At 48.8% G+C, this 20,709-nt stretch carries 10 protein-coding genes and 2 CRISPR repeat arrays; of the genes, 6 read left to right on the top strand and 4 right to left on the bottom strand.

Annotation, left to right across the window (positions count from 1 at the left end; all coding sequences use genetic code 11):
- Window positions 1-130 precede the first annotated feature (130 nt).
- Both FFM82_RS12010 and FFM82_RS12005 read right to left on the bottom strand, forming a co-directional pair.
- Window positions 131-1,015 carry a LysR family transcriptional regulator gene (locus FFM82_RS12010; protein WP_137646047.1) on the bottom strand — a complete coding sequence of 295 codons (885 nt, stop codon included), beginning with the start codon at window positions 1,013-1,015 and terminating at the stop codon, window positions 131-133.
- A gap of 98 nt (window positions 1,016-1,113) precedes the next feature.
- Window positions 1,114-2,529, bottom strand: coding sequence for a DASS family sodium-coupled anion symporter (locus FFM82_RS12005; RefSeq protein WP_137646046.1), 1,416 nt, complete (start codon window positions 2,527-2,529; stop codon window positions 1,114-1,116).
- Between the two features lie 475 nt (window positions 2,530-3,004).
- Between FFM82_RS12005 and FFM82_RS12000 the strand changes: the two genes are divergently transcribed.
- A complete protein-coding gene (locus tag FFM82_RS12000; protein ID WP_137646045.1) occupies window positions 3,005-4,825 on the top strand; it encodes an FAD-binding protein in 1,821 nt (606 codons plus the stop codon).
- Between the two features lie 125 nt (window positions 4,826-4,950).
- A complete protein-coding gene (locus tag FFM82_RS11995) occupies window positions 4,951-5,376 on the top strand; it encodes an NADPH-dependent FMN reductase family protein (protein ID WP_137646044.1) in 426 nt (141 codons plus the stop codon).
- Window positions 5,377-5,513: 137 nt separating this feature from the next.
- Window positions 5,514-6,825: direct repeats of the CRISPR family, unit length 29 nt; unit sequence AGGATCACCCCCGCATACGCGGGGAATAC.
- Window positions 6,826-6,933: 108 nt separating this feature from the next.
- On the opposite strand, the gene arsC is transcribed toward FFM82_RS11995, so the two are convergent.
- A complete protein-coding gene (gene arsC, locus FFM82_RS11990) occupies window positions 6,934-7,347 on the bottom strand; it encodes an arsenate reductase (thioredoxin) (protein ID WP_137646043.1) in 414 nt (137 codons plus the stop codon).
- A 370-nt stretch (window positions 7,348-7,717) separates the two neighbouring features.
- Between arsC and FFM82_RS11985 the strand changes: the two genes are divergently transcribed.
- Together FFM82_RS11985 and FFM82_RS11980 are read left to right on the top strand one after the other, a co-directional pair.
- Window positions 7,718-12,304, top strand: coding sequence for a S8 family serine peptidase (locus FFM82_RS11985; RefSeq protein WP_137646042.1), 4,587 nt, complete (start codon window positions 7,718-7,720; stop codon window positions 12,302-12,304).
- 22 nt (window positions 12,305-12,326) lie between these two features.
- Window positions 12,327-12,602, top strand: coding sequence for a hypothetical protein (locus tag FFM82_RS11980; protein WP_137646041.1), 276 nt, complete (start codon window positions 12,327-12,329; stop codon window positions 12,600-12,602).
- A 546-nt stretch (window positions 12,603-13,148) separates the two neighbouring features.
- On the opposite strand, the gene tnpA is transcribed toward FFM82_RS11980, so the two are convergent.
- Window positions 13,149-13,583 (bottom strand): IS200/IS605 family transposase, encoded by a 435-nt coding sequence (gene tnpA / locus FFM82_RS11975; protein ID WP_137646040.1) that lies wholly within the window; start codon window positions 13,581-13,583, stop codon window positions 13,149-13,151.
- A gap of 56 nt (window positions 13,584-13,639) precedes the next feature.
- Between tnpA and FFM82_RS11970 the strand changes: the two genes are divergently transcribed.
- Both FFM82_RS11970 and FFM82_RS11965 read left to right on the top strand, forming a co-directional pair.
- A complete protein-coding gene (locus FFM82_RS11970) occupies window positions 13,640-14,992 on the top strand; it encodes an RNA-guided endonuclease TnpB family protein (RefSeq protein ID WP_137646039.1) in 1,353 nt (450 codons plus the stop codon).
- A gap of 302 nt (window positions 14,993-15,294) precedes the next feature.
- Window positions 15,295-16,299: a CRISPR direct-repeat array (repeat unit 29 nt; unit sequence AGGATCACCCCCGCATACGCGGGGAATAC).
- A 636-nt stretch (window positions 16,300-16,935) separates the two neighbouring features.
- On the top strand, window positions 16,936-20,709 hold a 3,774-nt coding region (locus tag FFM82_RS11965; RefSeq protein ID WP_137646050.1), incomplete at its 3' end, for a S8 family serine peptidase.

The raw sequence follows: 20,709 nt of genomic DNA, 5'->3' as shown, positions 1-20,709 counted from the left end.
CTTCGGCCGTGAATTTGCTTCTAGGCATAGTAAAATCCCCTTAGAGTTGATAGACGAAATTATAGTTTTTCATCTGTCAACCTTAAGGGGACTATAGCAACTTGCGGGGGATGTTTCACGTGGAACATTTTTAAGGTGCTTTCACATCTTTTAGTAAGTCAATGCACTGCTGCTGACGAGCGTTCGGCAAAAACGACCGCCGGAGTGCTAGTTGCATGTAAGCCGTTAACGGGGCTCGTGACGTAATCGGTACACTGACCACTTGCGGACTCAGAACAACCGACCCCGTCATCACTAAGCCGACCCCAACGTTTTGGGCCACTAAGCCTTCCACTAACGCGTTGGTCGCAGCTTCATAAACGATGTTCGGCCGCACGCCCCCCTCGTGACAAAATTGGGCTAGCGCCATGTGGAGCACAGTTGCCTTGGGACGGCCAATAATCGGCACGTCCTTCAAGTCTTGACTCCGAATGGCCCGCATTTGGCTCAACGGGTGGGCGGTGTTCACGATCAACGAAAACTGGTGTTCTTCAAGGGTCGTTAAGCGTAAATCACTCGATTTTTCGGGAATCAGCGTTGAAAAGACCGCGGCGTCCAACTTACCATCCCGTAAGCTAGTCAACAGACGTTCTGAATCGGCCACCTGGGTTGTGACCTGGTCTAACAAGTCATACTTGATAAACTGTTTGATCATCCGCGGCAGCCAAATCCCGCCGGCAACGGTTGACAAGCCCAGGCGCACTTGCCCCGCGTTCGCGTTTTTCACTTCTAGCGCCACCTGGGTGAGCTCCTTAAGCAAGCGGGTGGCCTTCACGTACAGGACCCTTCCGGCCGGCGTCGTTTCTAACTTGGCGCGGTGGTTCCGTTGCGTCAGTAAGGTCGTCTCGTAATCCGTTTCTAAACGTTTTAACGCGGCGGAGATCGCTGGCTGGGTCACCTGAAACCGTTCCGCCGTTTCCGTATAACTCCCGGTCTCCACTAAACAACAAAAATATTTTAAATCCCGCTCGTTCACGGCTGGTCCCCCCTTTCTTCCCTATTCATTATACGTGCTTTACGGGTACAAATGCCCCTCCTTAGCAAAAAAGGTGCCGTCACCGACACCCATGCGAACTACCATAGTCCAATCACTTTCGTCCATAGTAGGCCACCGCCTAACCAAATCACGTTAAAGGCGACCCCCACAATGGCACTTAATTTCCACCAATCAGCGCTCTTCACGTAACCGGTACTTGACAATAGCGCAGCCGGTCCCGCCGAATACGGCGTCGTTGACAGGTTGATCGACCCACAAAATGCCAACATTAAAGCGGCTAAAACCGGGGGTACCCCAGCTCCAACTGCGACCGATAAGAACCCGGCGTAGAGGGCCGAAATCTGGGTCGCCACACTAGGAAACATGTAGTGTAAGTAGAAATAAGCTAAGAAAAGAACGACGAGCACCATGGTCGGATTCAGCCCGGTTAGTAGCGTTCCCAACGTTTTTGAGAACCACGGGAAGAACCCTAACGTCATTAACTTCTTCGACATCAGCATGATAATCGATAACCAGACCAAAATGTTCCAAGCAAAACTTTCGTTTAACAAGTCCTTCGTGGTAATCACGCCCGTTAGGAGTAGGATGACGACCGCAATAAAACTAACTTCAGTGGCATTGATGCCAATTTTCGAACCAACTAACCAGAGTAAAATTGCCAAGCCAAAGGTTGCTAGCATGATTTTTTCACTGAGTCCCATTTGACCCAACTCTTGAATTCGTTTATCCGCCCACGCACCGGCATTCGGCGTTTCCTTAATTTCTGGCGGGTAAACTTTATAGAGTAAGTATGGAATGACTAATAATGCTATCAACCCCGGCACACTGGCCGCGGCAAACCATTGCATCCAACTGATCACGATTCCCTGCGTTTTTGCAAAGCCTAACGCAATCATGTTGCCCGCTAACCCGGTCAAAAATAACCCGGAAGTCACGTTGTTGATTTCGTACTCGTTAAAAACTAAGTAGGAGCCAATTTTTCGTTCGGTCCCTTTTTCAGGATCCGACCCCATTTCACGGGAGAGGTTATCGATAATCGGGTACATCAGGCCGTTGACCCGGGCGTTATTGCTAGGAATCCCGATGGCCAGTACGCCGTCAACGACCGACAAGGCGTACGCTAGGCTCAGCGTCTTCTTACCAAAGGCCTTAACGAATAAGTACGCGATACGTTTACCCAAACCGGATTTAATAAAGCCGGCAGCCATAAACATGCACATCGCAACCATCCAGGCCGTCGCGTTCCCGAAACCGGCGGCGACTTCATCCATCTTAAAGACCCCGGTCAACGTTGCCACCGTGACCCCCGTCAAAGTTGTCGCCATCATTGGCAACGGCTTGGTGATGCAAGCGACGATGGTCGCCACAAAAATGGCAAATAGGTGCCAGGCAGCAACTGTGATACCCACCGGTTTAAGTGGCGTTAACAGCCACAACCCAATCCCAAAAATCAGCGGTAAAAGAAAGCCCTTCCATTTTACGTTACTCAGCATTTACGTCCTCTCCTTCGTGACAATTACTAACTGTTAATAAAATCACATGCAAACATCAACTTAAAATTTCGCGCGCTTTGAATAACTGGTTTTACCATAAGTTAAAGTTTACTAATGTCAACGCTTTCTTCTGGGTTGGTACGGCCATGCGTTGTTATAAACGTTGTTATACTAGTCCTTGTAAGCACCTTCACCTTCCTATAAATTTTATATTTACTTCGTTAATTAATATTTATAATTTTGATTTATTATAAATAGTATTTATATAATGCAAAACATCATTTTGATAACTTATCTATTTTTTCACTAAATCAGGTTGGTTTTACTTTTTATTACGATCCATTTTTCCGCGTCACAGCAGCCTTCCCCTAAAAGCTTTTAAAATTGACCTTGCATTTTTGCGCGTGCTTTCTACATTGAAAGCGCAAACAACAATTAGCGCTTAACTCAATTTTTTAGCAAAGGACTGGTTATCATGACTGAAATCCAAAATTCAAACGAAAAGTGGGACGGCAACTACGACGTTATCGTCCTCGGCTTCGGCGGTGCCGGCGCAACGGCGGCCCGTTTCGCCGCTGACAACGGCGCCCACGTCTTGTTAGTCGACGCCGCACCATTTGGCCACGAAGGTGGGAATACCCGCTACTCCGCGCAACACATCGTTATGGGGGAAAGTTTAGAAAAGCTGACCCAGTACTACCAAGCATTGAGCGCCCCGTTTACGATTCCTGAAAAGACGTTGCACGCCTACCTCTCCGGGATGAGCCAAATTCCCGCCTACTTAAAGAAGTACCTCGGCATCGATGCCGTTAGTTGGAAACACGACATCAAGCCCGGTGACGCGGTCGCCGTCAAGGAAACGATGGCGGAATACCCCGAACTTCCTGGTAGTGACACGGTCGACTTCGCCCTTGTTCATAAACGTGATAAGGATGCCGGACTATGGAAGCTACTCCGTAAGAACGTGTTAAGCCGGCACGATAACATCGACGTTTGGCTTGAATCGCGGGCGCAACACCTCATTCAAGATCCCGTTTCCAAAGTTATCCGTGGTGTTCAGATTGAACGGAACCATCAAAAACTGAACATCCACGCCGATCACGGGGTCGTCTTAACCATGGGTGGCTTTGAAAACAATCCCCACTTTACGGAAACGTACTTACACAGTGCCCACTTGACACCCCTCGGCACCCTTTACAACCGCGGTGACGGCCTACGCATGGCACAAGAAGTCGGTGCTAAGATGTGGCACATGACCAACTACGAATCCCACGGCATTTTACCCGGTGTGACGTTCAAAGAAGCCCCTGGCGAACGCGGTCGGCAGATTGAACAATGGCCAATGCTCAAACACGGTAGTATTTTGATGATCGCCGACGACGGGACCCGTTATTTCCGCGAAGACGCTAAGCACCGCCACGGTCACATTCAATCGCACGGGTCATGGTTGATTCCACAAATGAACCAGCACCCGTACTTGGTCTTTGACCAACATCAATATAATGATTTCAAAGCCCAACTAGCTGAAAAGGGCCGCTTGCCATACCCCGAATTTATGGATAAACTCGTTTCGGCAAAAACGGTCGCCGAATTAGCCACCAAAATTGGGGTTGCCGCGGACGCCTTGCAACAAACGTTAACCGACTTTAACGCCTTTGTCAGCGCCGGTCGGGACTACGCTTTCGGTCGCGATCCAAAGACCATGCGCGCGTTTGACGACGGTCCCTACTACGCCATCGCAACGACCAACGACGTCCTTAACACCCAGGGGGGCCCACAGCGAAACGAAAACGCCGCTATTTTAGATACTAACGACCAACCGATTCCCCACTTATTTGGTGCCGGCGAACTCGGTGGCATCGTGGCGAACTGCTACCAAGGTGGCGGTAACCTCGCCGAATGCTTGATCTTCGGTAAATTAGCCGGTGAAAACGCCGCAACCACGACAACCAAAGACGCCGCAACCATTACGTCAACCCGGGCCGAAGGGATTAATGACCTAGTCGAAGGTGAAAGTGCCGCCGGAATCAAGTTGGGCGCAAACCAGTTCTTAGGTAGTTCCAACAGCGGTTTAGGTGGTAAGGTCATCGTGCGGGTCACGTATCAAGACCACAAGATTCAAAACGTTGAAGTCGTCCGTCACCATGAAAGTGAAGACGTCGGCTTAGTGGCCGTCGATAAACTCCCACAAGAAATTGTGGCCGCGAACTCCACCGACGTTGACGCGATTTCAGGAGCCTCCGCTTCCAGCCGAGCAATCAAGGAAGCCGTTAACAACGCCATTAAACAAGCTTAAAAATTGATGATCCCCGCACGAGACTTAATCGTGCGGGGATCATTTTATTTTAGCTTCCATTTTGTAATCGGTTTCAAACTGTTTTATACTTAAACTAATGATAGAGATTATTGGAGGAATTAATTATGACAGTGGCTATTCGTTATCAAACTCGCAACGGTAACACCCAGGCTTTCGCAAACCAGATTGCCGAAGTAGCCGACGTCCCAGCCGAATCCGTCGACACGCCGGTTACCGAAGCAGACCTACTCTTTTTCGGGGGCGGCACCTACTTCATGCGCCCCGATTCATCCGCATCCGATTTCATGAAATCATTAGATCCCGAAAAAATTAAAAAAATCGCCCTCTTCACGACCTCTGGCGGGCCAGAAATGGTTTCGGACAAAGCACTGACCAAGATTGCCGAGAAGAAAGGCATCCCGATTGTCGGCCACTTCCACCAAGTTATGGGGGGAAAAGGCATGAAAATCATCGGCAGCCGCGGCGGTAAATTAAAGCCAGAACAAATCGAACTCGTCAAAAAGTTTGCGAAGGAAATGTTGACTGAATAGTAATGAAAGGTGCTACACCCCGGATTTTTTGGGAGTACAGCACCTTTTTTGTACCTAATTCGAAACCTCATACTGTTCTTTAAACCCCGCATACGCGGGGAATACTGTCTAGTGCTGGCGTAGGGACTACCAGTGATAGGATCACCCCCGCATACGCGGGGAATACAATCGAGGTCTGTAACGAATGGAACAACCGGAAGGATCACCCCCGCATACGCGGGGAATACTAAAAAACACTGTTAAAATCGGATTTAACACTGGGATCACCCCCGCATACGCGGGGAATACAATTTTACAGTAATCCAAAAGGCGCTTATTTCAGGATCACCCCCGCATACGCGGGGAATACTACTAATAAATAAAAAATATGAGCCTCGGTATAGGATCACCCCCGCATACGCGGGGAATACTGCGAGGACTTCTGGGTCTACCAAGTCCGCAAGGGATCACCCCCGCATACGCGGGGAATACTTAGAAGTGCCTCCAGCGATAACCGCGGCTTTGGGATCACCCCCGCATACGCGGGGAATACGTGTAAGTTATGCAATGGCACAAAAATTGTTTAGGATCACCCCCGCATACGCGGGGAATACTTAGAGCGTTGCCAATCTTGGTGACGCTTTTTAGGATCACCCCCGCATACGCGGGGAATACCAGCATTCACGTGCTAAAACGTATATCGACATAGGATCACCCCCGCATACGCGGGGAATACAGCCGTTGAACGGCAAGGTTATCAGCAAGCGGAGGATCACCCCCGCATACGCGGGGAATACACCTGTTTACTAGAACAATTAATCAAAACGTTAGGATCACCCCCGCATACGCGGGGAATACATAGTTATCGGAAACAGATTGATTTACTTACCAGGATCACCCCCGCATACGCGGGGAATACGAATGGTGCCAAATGTTCATGATCTATCAACCAGGATCACCCCCGCATACGCGGGGAATACATTTTTCCGCGCTTTTTCAATAACTCAACCACAGGATCACCCCCGCATACGCGGGGAATACGAATCGCCCAGGAATGTCATACACTGGTGTTAAGGATCACCCCCGCATACGCGGGGAATACCCAAGGCTTAGACACCTCCTACCACCTTTTTAAGGATCACCCCCGCATACGCGGGGAATACGAAATTCCAAAGGGAAAGTCGATGCGCCAGATAGGATCACCCCCGCATACGCGGGGAATACCGTGGTGTTGATGACGTATTAGTATACCAGTTAGGATCACCCCCGCATACGCGGGGAATACAGCCTTAGGCAGAACGAACGCTAAAGCTGGTGAGGATCACTCCCGCATACGCGGGGAATACCACTCGTCATAGCTAGCATTCTCGCCATCATCATAGGATCACTCCCGCATACGCGGGGAATACTCACGTTTGTGATTTTTAATTGCTTGCATGTTGGGATCACTCCCGCATACGCGGGGAATACACTAAAAAAATCCCGTTAAACCGGCGTTTCTAAATTTCAAAAGTGCCGTTTTTTATTAACTTGCCACGCCCCATGTTTATCATATCAAATCTTTCCAAACCTGCCACTTCAAACGTTCAACTTTTTTAAGTTCCGCACCCGTTCCTCAATCTGATCGCGCACCTCGCGGAAAACGGCTAAGCGTTCGGCTTCGGTTCCGGTCGCCTGTGCCGGATCATTTAACGGCCAGTGTTGCTTTTGAACCGTCGGCGGTGTGACCGGACAATGATCACGGGCATCGCCGCACAGCGTCACGACTAAATCGCAGTGCTTTAAATAATCCGCATCAATCAACTTAGATTGCTGATTCGAAATATCAATCCCCACTTCAGCCATTACTTGAACGGCCAGCGGGTTTAAACCGTGCGTTTCAATACCCGCACTTGCAACTTGCCAATCCGGACCCAGCAAGTGGTTCGCAAACCCTTCCGCCATCTGGCTACGGCAAGAATTTCCGGTACATAAGAAATAGAGCTGCTTCACACGATCACCTCCCATTATTATTCATTCTCAGTTTAGCAAATACTTTAGTTAGCAAACCAGCCAAACAACTTTCAACCTAAAACACAACTTTATTTTCAACATATCCACAGCGTTTTCTCATTTACCAACCATCGGACCAGCGTTCATTTCTTAAAGAAACAATCGCTATGCTAACTTAGTTATGCTGTAAAAGTGAACGCTATCAAACGTTTTTCTAAATAGTCATTGCATTTTTGTACAAACTCGATTATATTAAAAACTATTAAGAATAGGTGTAGATATGATTAAAATAAGATTAAATGAAAGCTCGGTATTTTAAGTTATCTTACCCTTCTTAAAAATTTTCAACTTATTTTTAGGGGGAACACATATGAATAAACGCGGTTCTACAGCGGAAGTCAAAGAACATTATAAGATGTATAAATCAGGTTCTAAGTGGGTTTTCGCTGGAATTTTGACGCTCGGCGTCGGGCTAACCTTCACCGTTACGGCACCTGCTCAAGCAGCGTCCGCCGATACAGCGGCACCCGCAACAACGACGGCGGTTAAGGACGCCACCACGAAAACGGCGACAACCACGCCGGCAACGACAACGGACCCGGATACTGCCACTGAAACTGACCAGACCACGGCGACTGAACAACCGGCTAAAACGGTTGCGACGCCAACAACGGACACCAAGACGGCAACGGACGACGACGCAACCAAGGTAAGTACGCCAGCAACTACCACGGATACGACTAAGGACACCACCGTTGCAGCCACAACGACGACGCAACCAGCCGCCACGACTGATAAAGCTACGACTAACGACACTACATATGACGCCAATACCACCACTAAGGCGGCTGACGATCAGACTACGGTTAAAAATGTGGATACAGACCCAACACCAACCACGACTACCACGGCACCGGCTAACCAAGACACCCTGACCAAGGGGAACGTTCAGGGATTATGGGACGAAGGTTACCAGGGCCAAGGAATGGTCGTGGCCGTTATCGACTCCGGGGTTGAACCCCACGCCGATTTACGCCTAAGCGATCCTAGCACGGCCGCCATTTCCAAGGACGACGCCGAAGCAGCCATCGCCAAGCTCGGCTACGGGACCTACGTCAATTCCAAGATTCCGTTCGCCTACGACTACGTCAATAACGACAGTGTCAATACTGGGACGACGGCTTCCGGCTCTACCCACGGGGAACACGTTGCCGGCATCATTGCCGCTAACGGGACAACTGCTGACGGGGATACCCAAGACCCAATCGACTATGACGGTGACGGAACGGTTGATTCGACGATGTACGTCAAGGGTGTCGCGCCCGAAGCTCAAATTTTAGCAATGCAGGTTATCGACGAATTCCCAGATGAAAACTCCAACGATATTTCCCGAGCAATTCGCGACGCGGTTGATTTAGGCGCCAACGTGATTCAAATGTCCCTCGGGATTGGGGTTGCCGAACAAGACTTAACCGACGAAGAACAGGCCGCCGTTAAGTACGCGACCGACCACGGCGTCTTCGTTTCAATTTCTGCTTCTAACAACGGGAACGCCGCCAGCATCGTTGGCGGTCCTGACCAAGGCGGCATCGGCGTCGCTTATGACAGTAAAAACTCATCAACCATTGCCGATCCAGCAGCCGCCGCTAGTGCAATGACGGTCGCCGCCGAAACTTCCGACCTCGGTGAAAATTCCCAAATGGCCAGCTTCTCATCATGGGGACCACTCGTCGATTACACCCTCAAGCCAGATATTTCTGCTCCGGGTAGTAACGTGATTTCAACGGCCATCGACCCGTCAAATGACAGCCAGACCTACGCCTCACTTTCAGGGACGTCCATGGCCGGCCCATACGACGCTGGTGCCGCTTTGATCGTCATGCAAAAATTGCAGGCGACCCGCCCCGACTTACAAGGTGCCGACTTAGTGGCTGCCGTTAAGTTAGCTTTGATGAACGCCGCCGACCCAATGGCCGATATTCAGTATGCTGATACCTACATCTCACCTCGTCGTCAAGGTGCCGGCCAAATCGACGTTTCCAAGGCCGGTGACTTAACCGTTAGCGCAAAGAGTGCCGATGAAAATGGCGGGACCGGTTCCGTTTCCCTGCACACGATTGGCGATACCACCACGTTCACTGTGACCGTAACGAACTACGGCGATAGTGACCAAACTTACCAGGTTGAAACCAACGGCGGACCGTTAACTGAAGTGATTGATGCGACAAATAATAATACGGTTCACGATGTCAGCTTAGCTGGCGCGACCCTTACAGCCGACCAACCAACTTTCACGTTAGCTGCTGGGACTAGCCGCCAGGTGACCTTCACGTTGAAGTTAGATGACACCGTCCAAGCCGACCAACTTGTCGAAGGCTTCTTAACGTTTAAAGCTGCGGACGATAGCCAAACGATTTCGATGCCTTACTTAGGTTATTACGGTGATTTAACGGACGAACCCGTTATCGACGCTGCGACGAACACCGGCGATGCCGTCTTTGACGGCGGTTATCTGGTTGACGAAGACGCCAACATTTTAGGCGTTAGTGATCCTAGCTCGCTTCACCACCTGGTTAACGCGGGGACCGGTACGACTTGGGAAAACGTTGCGGTCAAAGTCGAAAATGGTAAGGTCTCCTTCTCACCAAACGGCGATGACGTGTCTGACACCGTTTACCCGTACGTCTTTTCTAAGCAAAGTCTGGAAGGCGTCGAAGTTCAAATCTTAGACGCTAAGGGTAACGTGGTTCGGGTGCTCGATAAGGAAAACAACCTGAACAAGTCCTATTACCAAGATGGTAGTAGCTATAACAATGACCTTGGTTTAAGTATTGATATGCGCTTAAATACCAGTGCGCTGACTTGGGACGGCACCGTTTATGACCAAGCAACTGGTAAAATGGTTACCGCTCCCGATGGCAACTACACTTACCGGCTCGTTTCAACGCAGTACAATGATGGTAGCGATAGCGTCCAAGATTACGACCTACCGGTAAGCGTGGACACCACCAAGCCGACCGTGACGGGATTAAGTTACCAAGATGGCACCGTGACCGCCGCTTACGCCGATACTGGGGTTGGCTTTACGCAGTACTCCAACGCCGTTTTGACCATTGGCGACCGGACGTACGGGGTACCTTTGACGAGTGACGCTGCTAGCGGGACCTTGAAGTATACCTTAACGGCGGCACAACAAGACGCTTTGAAAGCTAGCGACGGGGTGCTAACCCTGACCGTGACGGACGTTGCCGGCAACAGTACCGCCGCCTCCGTTCAGGCCGTGGCCGGTACTAATACGGCAAAGGCCGATGCGGCCGTCACCGCCCCACAATTTAGCTGGTTAATCTCACCAGGCGACCACAACATGGTTCGTCCGGGTGACGGCATGGGGCAAATCGTTGCTGACGGTACGATCGACGTTCAAGGTATCGTGCCCGCCGGCGAAGCTTACCGGGTCGTGGCAACTGACGCCATTACCGGCCAAACTTACACCGGTGACGTTGATCAGGCAACCGGCCTCGTCACGTTCCACAATGTGACCGTCACTGGCGACGGTTACGGCTACGTTTACCTAATCGCCCAAGCGTCACTGGAAACCAACTTCGGTGATTACTTACAAACGCAACCGCAAACGAACAGTAACGACGCCCTCTTGATTTTCTACCAAGCCGGATTTACTTACACGCCGGACGCGGCTCAATCCACGGTTCTAAAGCCGTTCGTTTCCAACGACGAAGCCTTGGCAAGTGAAAGTGCCGCGCCAGCTCACCAGCTCAGTGGCCGTGCGTTCAGCGACATCACCACCCACGCCGAACCTACGACGGGCTTGTCGTTTGATAAATTCAACGACAACACCTTCACGTTAGTTGGGGCCGATCAGGTCAAGGACGTTTACGACGCACAAACCGGCTTGCTGACAATCACCGGGCACCTCGATGACCCAGCTGACAAAGTCATGACGGTTACGAGTGCCAGTGAACCCACCAAGCAAGTCACCGTTCAAAGCGACGGTTCCTTCAGCTTCACCGTGCCGTTCAAGGCGAGTCAGCAACAAGCCGTGGGTTACCGGATCCTGACTAAGGGTGAGGACGGCCACTACTCGACCCAGTATGGCGAACTCCAAATTTACTTGGACACGGTCTTCCCAACCTTGAGCATGCCGCAAGCCGACTCGTTGAAAGTCGGGGCAGATGGAACTTACGAAATCACGACGACCGCGGCAACCTTTAACGTCGCCGGATTGGTTGATGATAACGTCAACGGCTACCGGCTCTACGCGAACGGCGATAACGTGGTTCACCAAAAGAACCTCGCCGGTTTCAACAACCACGTTGATCCCGAATCGCTCTACTCGAATCCTTACGGCCCAGCCGACTTCAACGAAACCTACACCTTAGCCATGGGTGACAACTACTTCACGATCACGGCAGTCGACATGGCTGGCAACACCGTCTCTAAGGTCTTCCACGTTGTTCGGGAAGCTGAACCCGTGACTGATCCGGATAGTGGTGAAACCGGGACGGAACCAAAAGCGGGTAGCGATGATACGGATAGCACGACTGGTACGACCGGAACTGGAACCCAAGCTGAATCCGGCTTAGCCGGCGAAACGGGGAGCTCAGCTACCGGTGCAGCCGGTGCGACAAAGGCTGCCACTGGTGAGCAAACGGATCCAACCGCACCTAAGTTGGAATTAACCCGCCAAGCCGCTGATCAGAACGATGATCCCGCACCAACGCCATTGGCAACTAGTGGTTCTACTAAGTCCGCCGTTAAGCCAGCCACGGCTGGGGCAACGCCAAGTGCTAAAACTAGCGATACAACGGCACAACCAGCAGCGACTGCGGCCGCCCTGCCACAAACCGGTGAACAAGCGAGTCCGCTCGCCGCACTCGGTCTCTGGGTACTTGGCCTACTCGGCTTAGCCCACTTTGGTCGTCGCAAACGCACAAACTAATTTTTAAAGGAGGTCATTAGTCATGCAACCCGTTCAAAGAACCGCGTTCGACCGCTTACTGACCCAGTTGAGCCAAGCACGTCAAACTGGACGGTTAAAAGCAGGCCAACCATTACTCGAACTCGTCGCAGCACACCCGTGGGACGACCGCGTCTTCGCGGTCACCAACGGAACTGATCAGTATCAGGTTGTCGCCCGGCTCGCATTTAACGAGCGGCTCCGCCCGACCTACGTCAATGACTTGCAGCGTCATGGTTACGCCGTTAACTTCGTTTTCGGCGCAACGGTTAGCGACTAATGCCTTAAAATTAAAGCCGGTCTGAGAAAGTCTGCGGATTTTCTCGGACCGGCTTTTGATGTACATAGAAAATATAAAAAGTTAGACAAATAGTAACTTGATTTATACTGCTAAGGTTTGAGCTCTGTACCTATAGGACTTACGCCTTTTTATCTTCATTGAAATCCGGTCGTGAATAAACCGCTTTGTGTAAGTGTTTAGGATTCGACATAATTCAGTAATATTTTTGACCGCACATTGATTTAAACACTTCGGCTTAAGTAAACTCTCTACGGGCACGTTATCGTGACAATTACCTTTGCGTGACGTACTTTGAACAATCCCCACTCGTTTAGATACTCAAGAACCACTTTGACTTCTGTATGATATTTAGTCATAAGAAAAACCCCACAATCGTTAGATATATTTGTTTAGTAATTGTAGGGCATCTCAGAGATTTTGAGAGTGTAGCACCTTTTTTATTACGGAGCCTAGCTCCCACATCTCGGTAGCCAAGGCGAAAACTCGGTACTTTAGTGCCGAGATGAAGCCAAACGAAAAGCAACGTTAGTTGCCCTTCTTAGAGGGCCGGCCAGCGTTGCTTTTTTCTGTACGTTGATTGTTAATGTATTCTTCGACAACTTGCTTAGACATCTCGCCTAACGTTCCAATGTAGTAGCTAGGAGACCATAAATGACCGCCCCACAGTTTGCGCTTGGTCTCTGGGTGAGCTGTGAACCATAAGCGAGCACCTGACCCTTTGAGTATCTTAACGACATCAGCGGGCGCAAGTTTCGGTTTGAAGCTGACTAGCAAATGTACGTGGTCAGGCATGACTTCCATAGATTGAATTTCGACAGCATGATTGTCAGCGAGATACTGGATAGCGTCTTTCATATCCTGAACGAGCTTAGGCGTGGTGAATACAGGTTTGCGATACTTCGTAACCCAGACAATATGGTACGAGAAATTGTAGACATAACCACGTTCGCGTTTAATCATATGTAATCACCTCTTTGTTGTGATATAATGATTATACCATACAAAGGAGCTACCACATGAAATTAGAAAAACTATCTAAATCTATTGAGAACATTTACGTTCGACGCTACCGTGTGGTAGCGACACCAGAACTGATTGAACACCATGCACGCAATATGCAGGCGCAAAATCAGCTTTGGAACTTTGGAAACAAGTATCTTGAAAAGACGTATGGACGTAAGCATTTAGACCGTCCATATCCAAACAACAAGACACAGAAAAACTATGTAATCAACGACATCAAGGCAAAGTTCATCAAAGAGAACTACAACCTACACCGTTGGAACGCATCTATTGTCGGGTTGCACTCACAAGGTGCTAACGAGTTTCTAACAACATTGTTGACTAACTTTGGCGAATATCGCAAGACTTTGTATCGTGCTTCAAAAATGACGACGCAAGAGAAGTTAGACTACGGGAACAACGTTCACGGCAACAACTCACAACACCGTTCGTGGTATCGTAAGGGTTCTCTGAACTACTTACGTAGCAACAACTCATTTAAGACAGTTTCGTTACCAAACAACAACCAAGTTGAAATCGTATCAGCACATCACATCAAGATACAAGACTACGGTGAGCTACAAGTTGTTGAGAATATCAACAATCTACGCAACGCTACTATCGTGATTACGAAGTTAAAGCGGAAAAACAATGATCAGTTTGAATTGCAACTCGTATTAAAGCGTCAAGTAGACCGCGTTGAACCAACGACTAAGGTTGCTGGTGACTGGAACATGACTAATAACAAAGTCTTTCACACATCAAATGCTGAAGAAATCTACATCAGCAACGACGTGGTAAATAAGGCTGACGCCTTAGAACGCCAGATTAACGGTTTGAAATCAAAGTGTGATAAGTCAGTATGGCTGGGTCAAAACTCACGACGTATCGCTCGGATTAACGAAGAAATCAGGCGTCTTAACATCAAACGCGAAAACGTCCTTGATGAACATTACAAACAACTAACACACACCCTTATAGACGACTACGACGTGGTAGTCATTGAAGATTTGGACGCCAAAGACATGCGTGCCAAGAAACGACAAGCACGCAGTGCTAACCGCAAGTTGGCAATGATTAAGCCGTATCGTATGGCACAATTCATTGAAATGCTGGCAAATCGTACTGGTAAGACGCTAATTAAGGTTGACGCCTACAAGACATCACAAGTTGAGTACGGTACAACCCACGAAGAAAAGCATGATACATCAGTCCGTGAGTGGGTTTCAACCCTTACAGGCAAGCTGATTAACCGTGACCTTAATGCAAGTTGGAATATCCTAGATTGGGGTTTGAACCCTGAACATCACATCAAACTAAGAGACTACCCACACCTAAACGCAAGCAGTCTAGTAACTATCAATTAAAATTTACGGGCGAGACAGAACCTTGTCGCCCTTAATGGCTATAAGAATAAACGTGGTGCGTATTGCCCTGACCTAGTGAAAACGGGCACGACACGTTGTTTGAGCTTCTTAACTGACGCCCACCCGCGAGGGTGCATTGCCTAAACGTTTTCGGATAGAACCTGTTTAGTTGTAGGTTTTTACGCCGAAGCCCGTTACTTTATTGACGGGAGAGTTCACACTTAGTTGAAACTTAATGCTGTTTTCTAGCCCCGCATACGCGGGGAATACTCCCGGTCAAAGGGCATTTTTCAATTGAATATGGGATCACCCCCGCATACGCGGGGAATACTCGACTGACCGCTAAGTGAGATTGATTTGTTTGGGATCACCCCCGCATACGCGGGGAATACATTGGATTGTATAAAAAATGAGTTTGCGTACTAGGATCACCCCCGCATACGCGGGGAATACCGCGTCGGATAAGCTGAATCCGTTTGATAGATAGGATCACCCCCGCATACGCGGGGAATACGCTAATTTAGTCAAAGTCCCTTTGTTGATACTAGGATCACCCCCGCATACGCGGGGAATACTATGCGCTGATTAATCTAGGCATGATTCAATCAGGATCACCCCCGCATACGCGGGGAATACCCATTATTTTCAAAGGGAGTGTTCGACTGATTAGGATCACCCCCGCATACGCGGGGAATACTTCATCACCGCGGCCGGCGTCAGGTTGTCCAAAGGATCACCCCCGCATACGCGGGGAATACATTTTCAAATTTTTTATAGGCGTCAAAGTATAAGGATCACCCCCGCATACGCGGGGAATACTTGGGTATTCTCAAAGATGTAATTTTATTAATAGGATCACCCCCGCATACGCGGGGAATACGGCCCTGATTGATATTGATAACGCTATGATTAAGGATCACCCCCGCATACGCGGGGAATACCATTCTCAATAGCCTCGTTGCCTTCCATATTCAGGATCACCCCCGCATACGCGGGGAATACCAACGCTGTTCTCCGATTTGAGTAAGCAAGGTAGGATCACCCCCGCATACGCGGGGAATACTCCGATTCCCGTCACTCGCTTAGTACCCCTTTAGGATCACCCCCGCATACGCGGGGAATACTCTGCTTTCAGTAACTTGGCTTCAAGCCAAATGGGATCACCCCCGCATACGCGGGGAATACAAACGTTTTTCTGATAGCCCTAATCGATTATTAGGATCACCCCCGCATACGCGGGGAATACAAGAGTTAATCGAGAACTTGACCAAAGCATTTAGGATCACCCCCGCATACGCGGGGAATACACTAAAAAAATCCCGTTAAACCGGCGTTTCTAAATTTTAAAAGTGCCGTTTTTAATTAACTCGCCACGACCCATGTTCATCATACCAAATCTCCCCAAAACTACCACTTCAAACGTTCAATTTTTTAATTTCCGCAATCTGGTCGCGTACCTCGCGAAAAACGACTAAATGGCAGTGATTCAAATAAGTTGTACCAATCAACTTAAATTGCTGATCTGAAATATCAATCCCCACTTCAGCCATTTGGTTACGGCAAGAACCTCCGGTACATCAGAAACCGAGCTGCTTCACATGATCATCTTCCACTATTGATTCATTATCAGTCTGGCAAACCACCCAACAACTTCTAACTCAACATCCAATTTAGGAAACAATAAAATCACATTATTTTCTCATTTAATATCAATCAGGCCACCGTCCAATTCTTTAAAAAGTACCCATCCTACTAACTAAGATATCCCATAAAAGTGAACGCTATCAAACGTTTTTATAAACAGTGATTGCTTTTTTGTACAAATTAAATTATATTAAAAACTATCAAGAGTTGGCGCTTGTATAATTAAATTAAGATTAAATATAGTTTTAGCATTTTAAATCGTCTTACCCAATCTTAAAAATTTTTTAGGGGGAACACATATGAATAAACGCAATTCTACAGCGGAAGTCAAAGAACACTATAAGATGTATAAATCAGGTTCTAAGTGGGTTTTCGCGGGAATTTTAACACTCGGCGTTGGGCTCACATTCACCGTCACGGCACCCGCTCAGGCAGCGTCCGCTGATACAACGGCACCCGTAACAACCACGGCGGTTAAAGACGCAACCACGGAAACGGCGACGACCACCACGGCCAATCCAGATACCACCACCGAAACTGATCAGACGCCGGCGACTGAACAACCGACCAAAACGGTCGCGACACCATCAACTGACACCAAGGCGACGACGGACACCACCGAAACCAAGGTAAGTACGCCGACAGCCACAACGACGACACAACCAACCGCCACGACTGACAAAGCCACCACTAACGACACTACATATGACGCCAATACCAGCACTAAGGCGGCTGACGATCAGACTACGGCTAAAAATGCGGATGCGGATACGGACCCAGCACCAACCACGACTACCACGGTACCAGCTAACCAAGATACCCTGACAAAGGGGAACGTTCAGGGATTATGGGACGAAGGTTACGAGGGCCAAGGGATGGTCGTGGCCGTTATCGACTCCGGGGTCCAGCCTCATGATGATTTACGCTTAAGTGATCCTAGCACGGCCGCCATTTCCAAGGACGACGCCGAAGCGGCCATCGCCAAGCTTGGCTACGGAACCTACGTCAATTCCAAGATTCCGTTCGCCTACGACTACGTCAATAACGACAGTACTAACACTGGAATTACTGCATCAGGATCTACTCATGGTGAACACGTTGCCGGTATTATTGCTGCAAACGGAACTACTGAAGACGGAAATACCGACTATCCTATAGACTATAATGACGACGGTGTAACGGACTCCAGCATGTACGTTAAAGGCATCGCTCCAGAAGCCCAAATTTTAGCAATGCAAGTTATCGATGAATTCCCAGATGAAAATTCCAACGACATTTCGCGGGCCATTCGCGACGCGGTTGATTTAGGCGCCAACGTGATTCAAATGTCCCTCGGGATTGGCGTGGTTGAACAAGACTTAACTGGCGAAGAACAGGCCGCCGTTAAGTACGCGACCGATCACGGCGTCTTCGTTTCGATTTCTGCTTCTAATAATGGGAACGCTGCCGCCATCGTTGGCGGTCCTGACCAAGGGGGTATCGGCGTCGCTTATAATAGTAAAAACTCGTCAGCCATCGCTGATCCAGCAGCTGCTGGTAATGCAATGACAGTTGCTGCCGAAACTTCGGATCTCGGTGAAAACTCACAAATGTCCAGTTTCTCATCATGGGGACCACTTGTCGACTACACCCTAAAACCAGATATTTCCGCCCCTGGTAGTAACGTTATTTCTACAACAGTAAGCTCAATTGATGGTGGCCAATCTTATGCTGCATTTTCAGGAACTTCTATGGCTGGCCCCTACGATGCCGGTGCCGCTTTAATCGTCATGCAAAAATTACTGGCAACTCGCCCCGATTTACAAGGTGCCGACTTAGTGGCTGCCGTTAAATTGGCCTTGATGAACGCTGCCGACCCAATGGCCGATATTCAGTATCCAGACACCTACATTTCACCTCGTCGTCAAGGCGCTGGCCAAATCGATGTCTCCAAGGCCGGTGACTTAACCGTCAGCGCACAGAGTGCCGAGGAGAACGGCGGTACGGGTTCCGTTTCCCTGCACACGATTGGCGATACCACCACGTTCACTGTGACCGTAACGAACTACGGTGATAGCGACCAAACTTACCAGGTTGAAACCAACGTCGGCCCGTTGACCGAAGTGATTGACGCGGAAAACGGTAATACGGTTCACGATACCAGCTTAGCTGGTGCGACCCTCACCGCTGACCAACCCACCTTCACGTTAGCTGCAGGGACTAGCCGCCAGGTGACCTTCACGTTGAAGTTAGATGACACCGTTAAAGCCGACCAACTTGTCGAAGGCTTCTTAACGTTTAAAGCTGCGGACGATAGCCAAACGATTTCGATGCCTTACTTAGGATACTATGGTGATTTGACTGACGAACCCGTTATCGATACAGCAGCTAATACCGATGAATCTATCTTTAACGGTGGTTATTTTGTTGATGAAGATGACAATGTTCTCGGCGTTACTGATCCAATATCCCTGTTTCACCTAATCAACTCCGGAACAGGAACTACTTGGAATAATGTTGCTTTAAAAGTGGAAAACGGTAAAGTTTCTTTCTCTCCTAATGGTGACAACGTCTCTGACACTATCTACCCGTATGTATTTTCTAAGCAAAACCTTGAAGGCGTGGAAATTCAAATTTTGGACGCTAATGGTACCGTCGTCCGGATACTCGATAAGGAAAATAACCTTAACAAGTCTTACGCTTCAGACGGTAACAGTTATAACAATGACCTTGGTTTAAGTATTGATATGCGCTTAAATACCAGTGCGTTGACTTGGGACGGCACTATTTATGACCAAGCAACTGGTAAGATGGTTACCGCTCCCGATGGCAACTACACCTATCGCATCGTTTCTACCCAATACAATGATGGTAGCAATAAAACTCAAAATTACGATATGCCCGTTAACATTGATACTCAAAAACCAACTATAACTAACCTTAAATATACTAACGGAACATTAACTGCAAACTACAACGATGTAGGGGTTGGTTTTAGTGAATATTCTAACGCCGTCTTAACTATTGGTAATCAAACTTATGGTATTCAGCTTACTGGCAATCATTCCGGCGAACTTAACTATACTCTAACAACGGAACAACAAACCGCTTTAGAGAATGGCTCAGGTGCTTTATCATTGCAAATTTCAGATGTAGCAGGAGACACTTCCACCACCACTATTCAAGCAACAGTCGGCACTAACAAGACCATTGCCAATAACGATATTACTGCGCCACAATTCAGCTGGCTTATTAATTTAGATGAAAACAATACTATCCGTCCTGATGGTATGGGAAAAATTGTCGCCTCAGGTCCGACTGTCATTCAAGGAATCGTTCCGGCCGGTCAGGATTACCGTGTTGTTGCTACTGAATCTACTACTGGAAAATCATACGTCGGGGATGTCGACACAAACACTGGTATTGTGACTTTCCATGATATCAACGTTACACCTGATGGTTTTGGTTATCTTTACTTGCGTGCTCAAGCTACGTTAAAAAATAGTTTTACGGACTTCCTACAAACTCAACCACAATTAAATAGTGATGATATACTACTAGCTTTCTATCAAGGTGGTGTGACGTATTCACCCGATGTAACAAAGTCAACTCAACTTAAGCCTTTTATCGATAACGCGGATGCCCTAGCCAGTGAACGTGCTACTAGTATTCACCAGCTGAGCGGTCGTGCATTCAGCGACATTACCACCCACGCTGAACCTACGACGGGCTTGTCGTTTGATAAATTCAACGACAACACCTTCACGTTAGTTGGGGCCGATCAGGTCAAAGACGTTTACGACGCGCAAACCGGCTTGCTGACAATCACCGGTCACCTCGATGACCCAGCTGACAAAGTCATGACGGTTACGAGTGCCAGTGAACCCACCAAGCAAGTCACCGTTCAAAGTGACGGTTCCTTCAGCTTTACCGTACCGTTCAAGGCGAGTCAGCAACAAGCCGTGGGTTACCGGATCCTGACTAAGGGTGAGGACGGCCACTACTCGACCCAGTATGGCGAACTCCAAATTTACTTGGACACGGTCTTCCCAACCTTGAGCATGCCGCAAGCCGACTCGTTGAAAGTCGGGGCT

It is taken from the genome of Lactiplantibacillus plajomi (assembly GCF_005405405.1).
Taxonomy (GTDB): domain Bacteria; phylum Bacillota; class Bacilli; order Lactobacillales; family Lactobacillaceae; genus Lactiplantibacillus; species Lactiplantibacillus plajomi.
The sequence above is the reverse complement of the archived record's forward strand: the minus strand, read 5'-3'. Positions and strand labels throughout refer to the sequence as shown.

Excerpts from the sequence above, each read along its gene's own strand:
- FFM82_RS12005 (WP_137646046.1), bottom strand. The coding sequence starts at position 2,529 with ATGCTGAGTAACGTAAAATGGAAGGGCTTTCTTTTACCGCTGATTTTT.
- FFM82_RS12000 (WP_137646045.1), top strand. The coding sequence starts at position 3,005 with ATGACTGAAATCCAAAATTCAAACGAAAAGTGGGACGGCAACTACGAC.
- FFM82_RS11995 (WP_137646044.1), top strand. The coding sequence starts at position 4,951 with ATGACAGTGGCTATTCGTTATCAAACTCGCAACGGTAACACCCAGGCT.
- FFM82_RS11985 (WP_137646042.1), top strand. The coding sequence starts at position 7,718 with ATGAATAAACGCGGTTCTACAGCGGAAGTCAAAGAACATTATAAGATG.
- FFM82_RS11980 (WP_137646041.1), top strand. The coding sequence starts at position 12,327 with ATGCAACCCGTTCAAAGAACCGCGTTCGACCGCTTACTGACCCAGTTG.
- tnpA (WP_137646040.1), bottom strand. The coding sequence starts at position 13,583 with ATGATTAAACGCGAACGTGGTTATGTCTACAATTTCTCGTACCATATT.
- FFM82_RS11970 (WP_137646039.1), top strand. The coding sequence starts at position 13,640 with ATGAAATTAGAAAAACTATCTAAATCTATTGAGAACATTTACGTTCGA.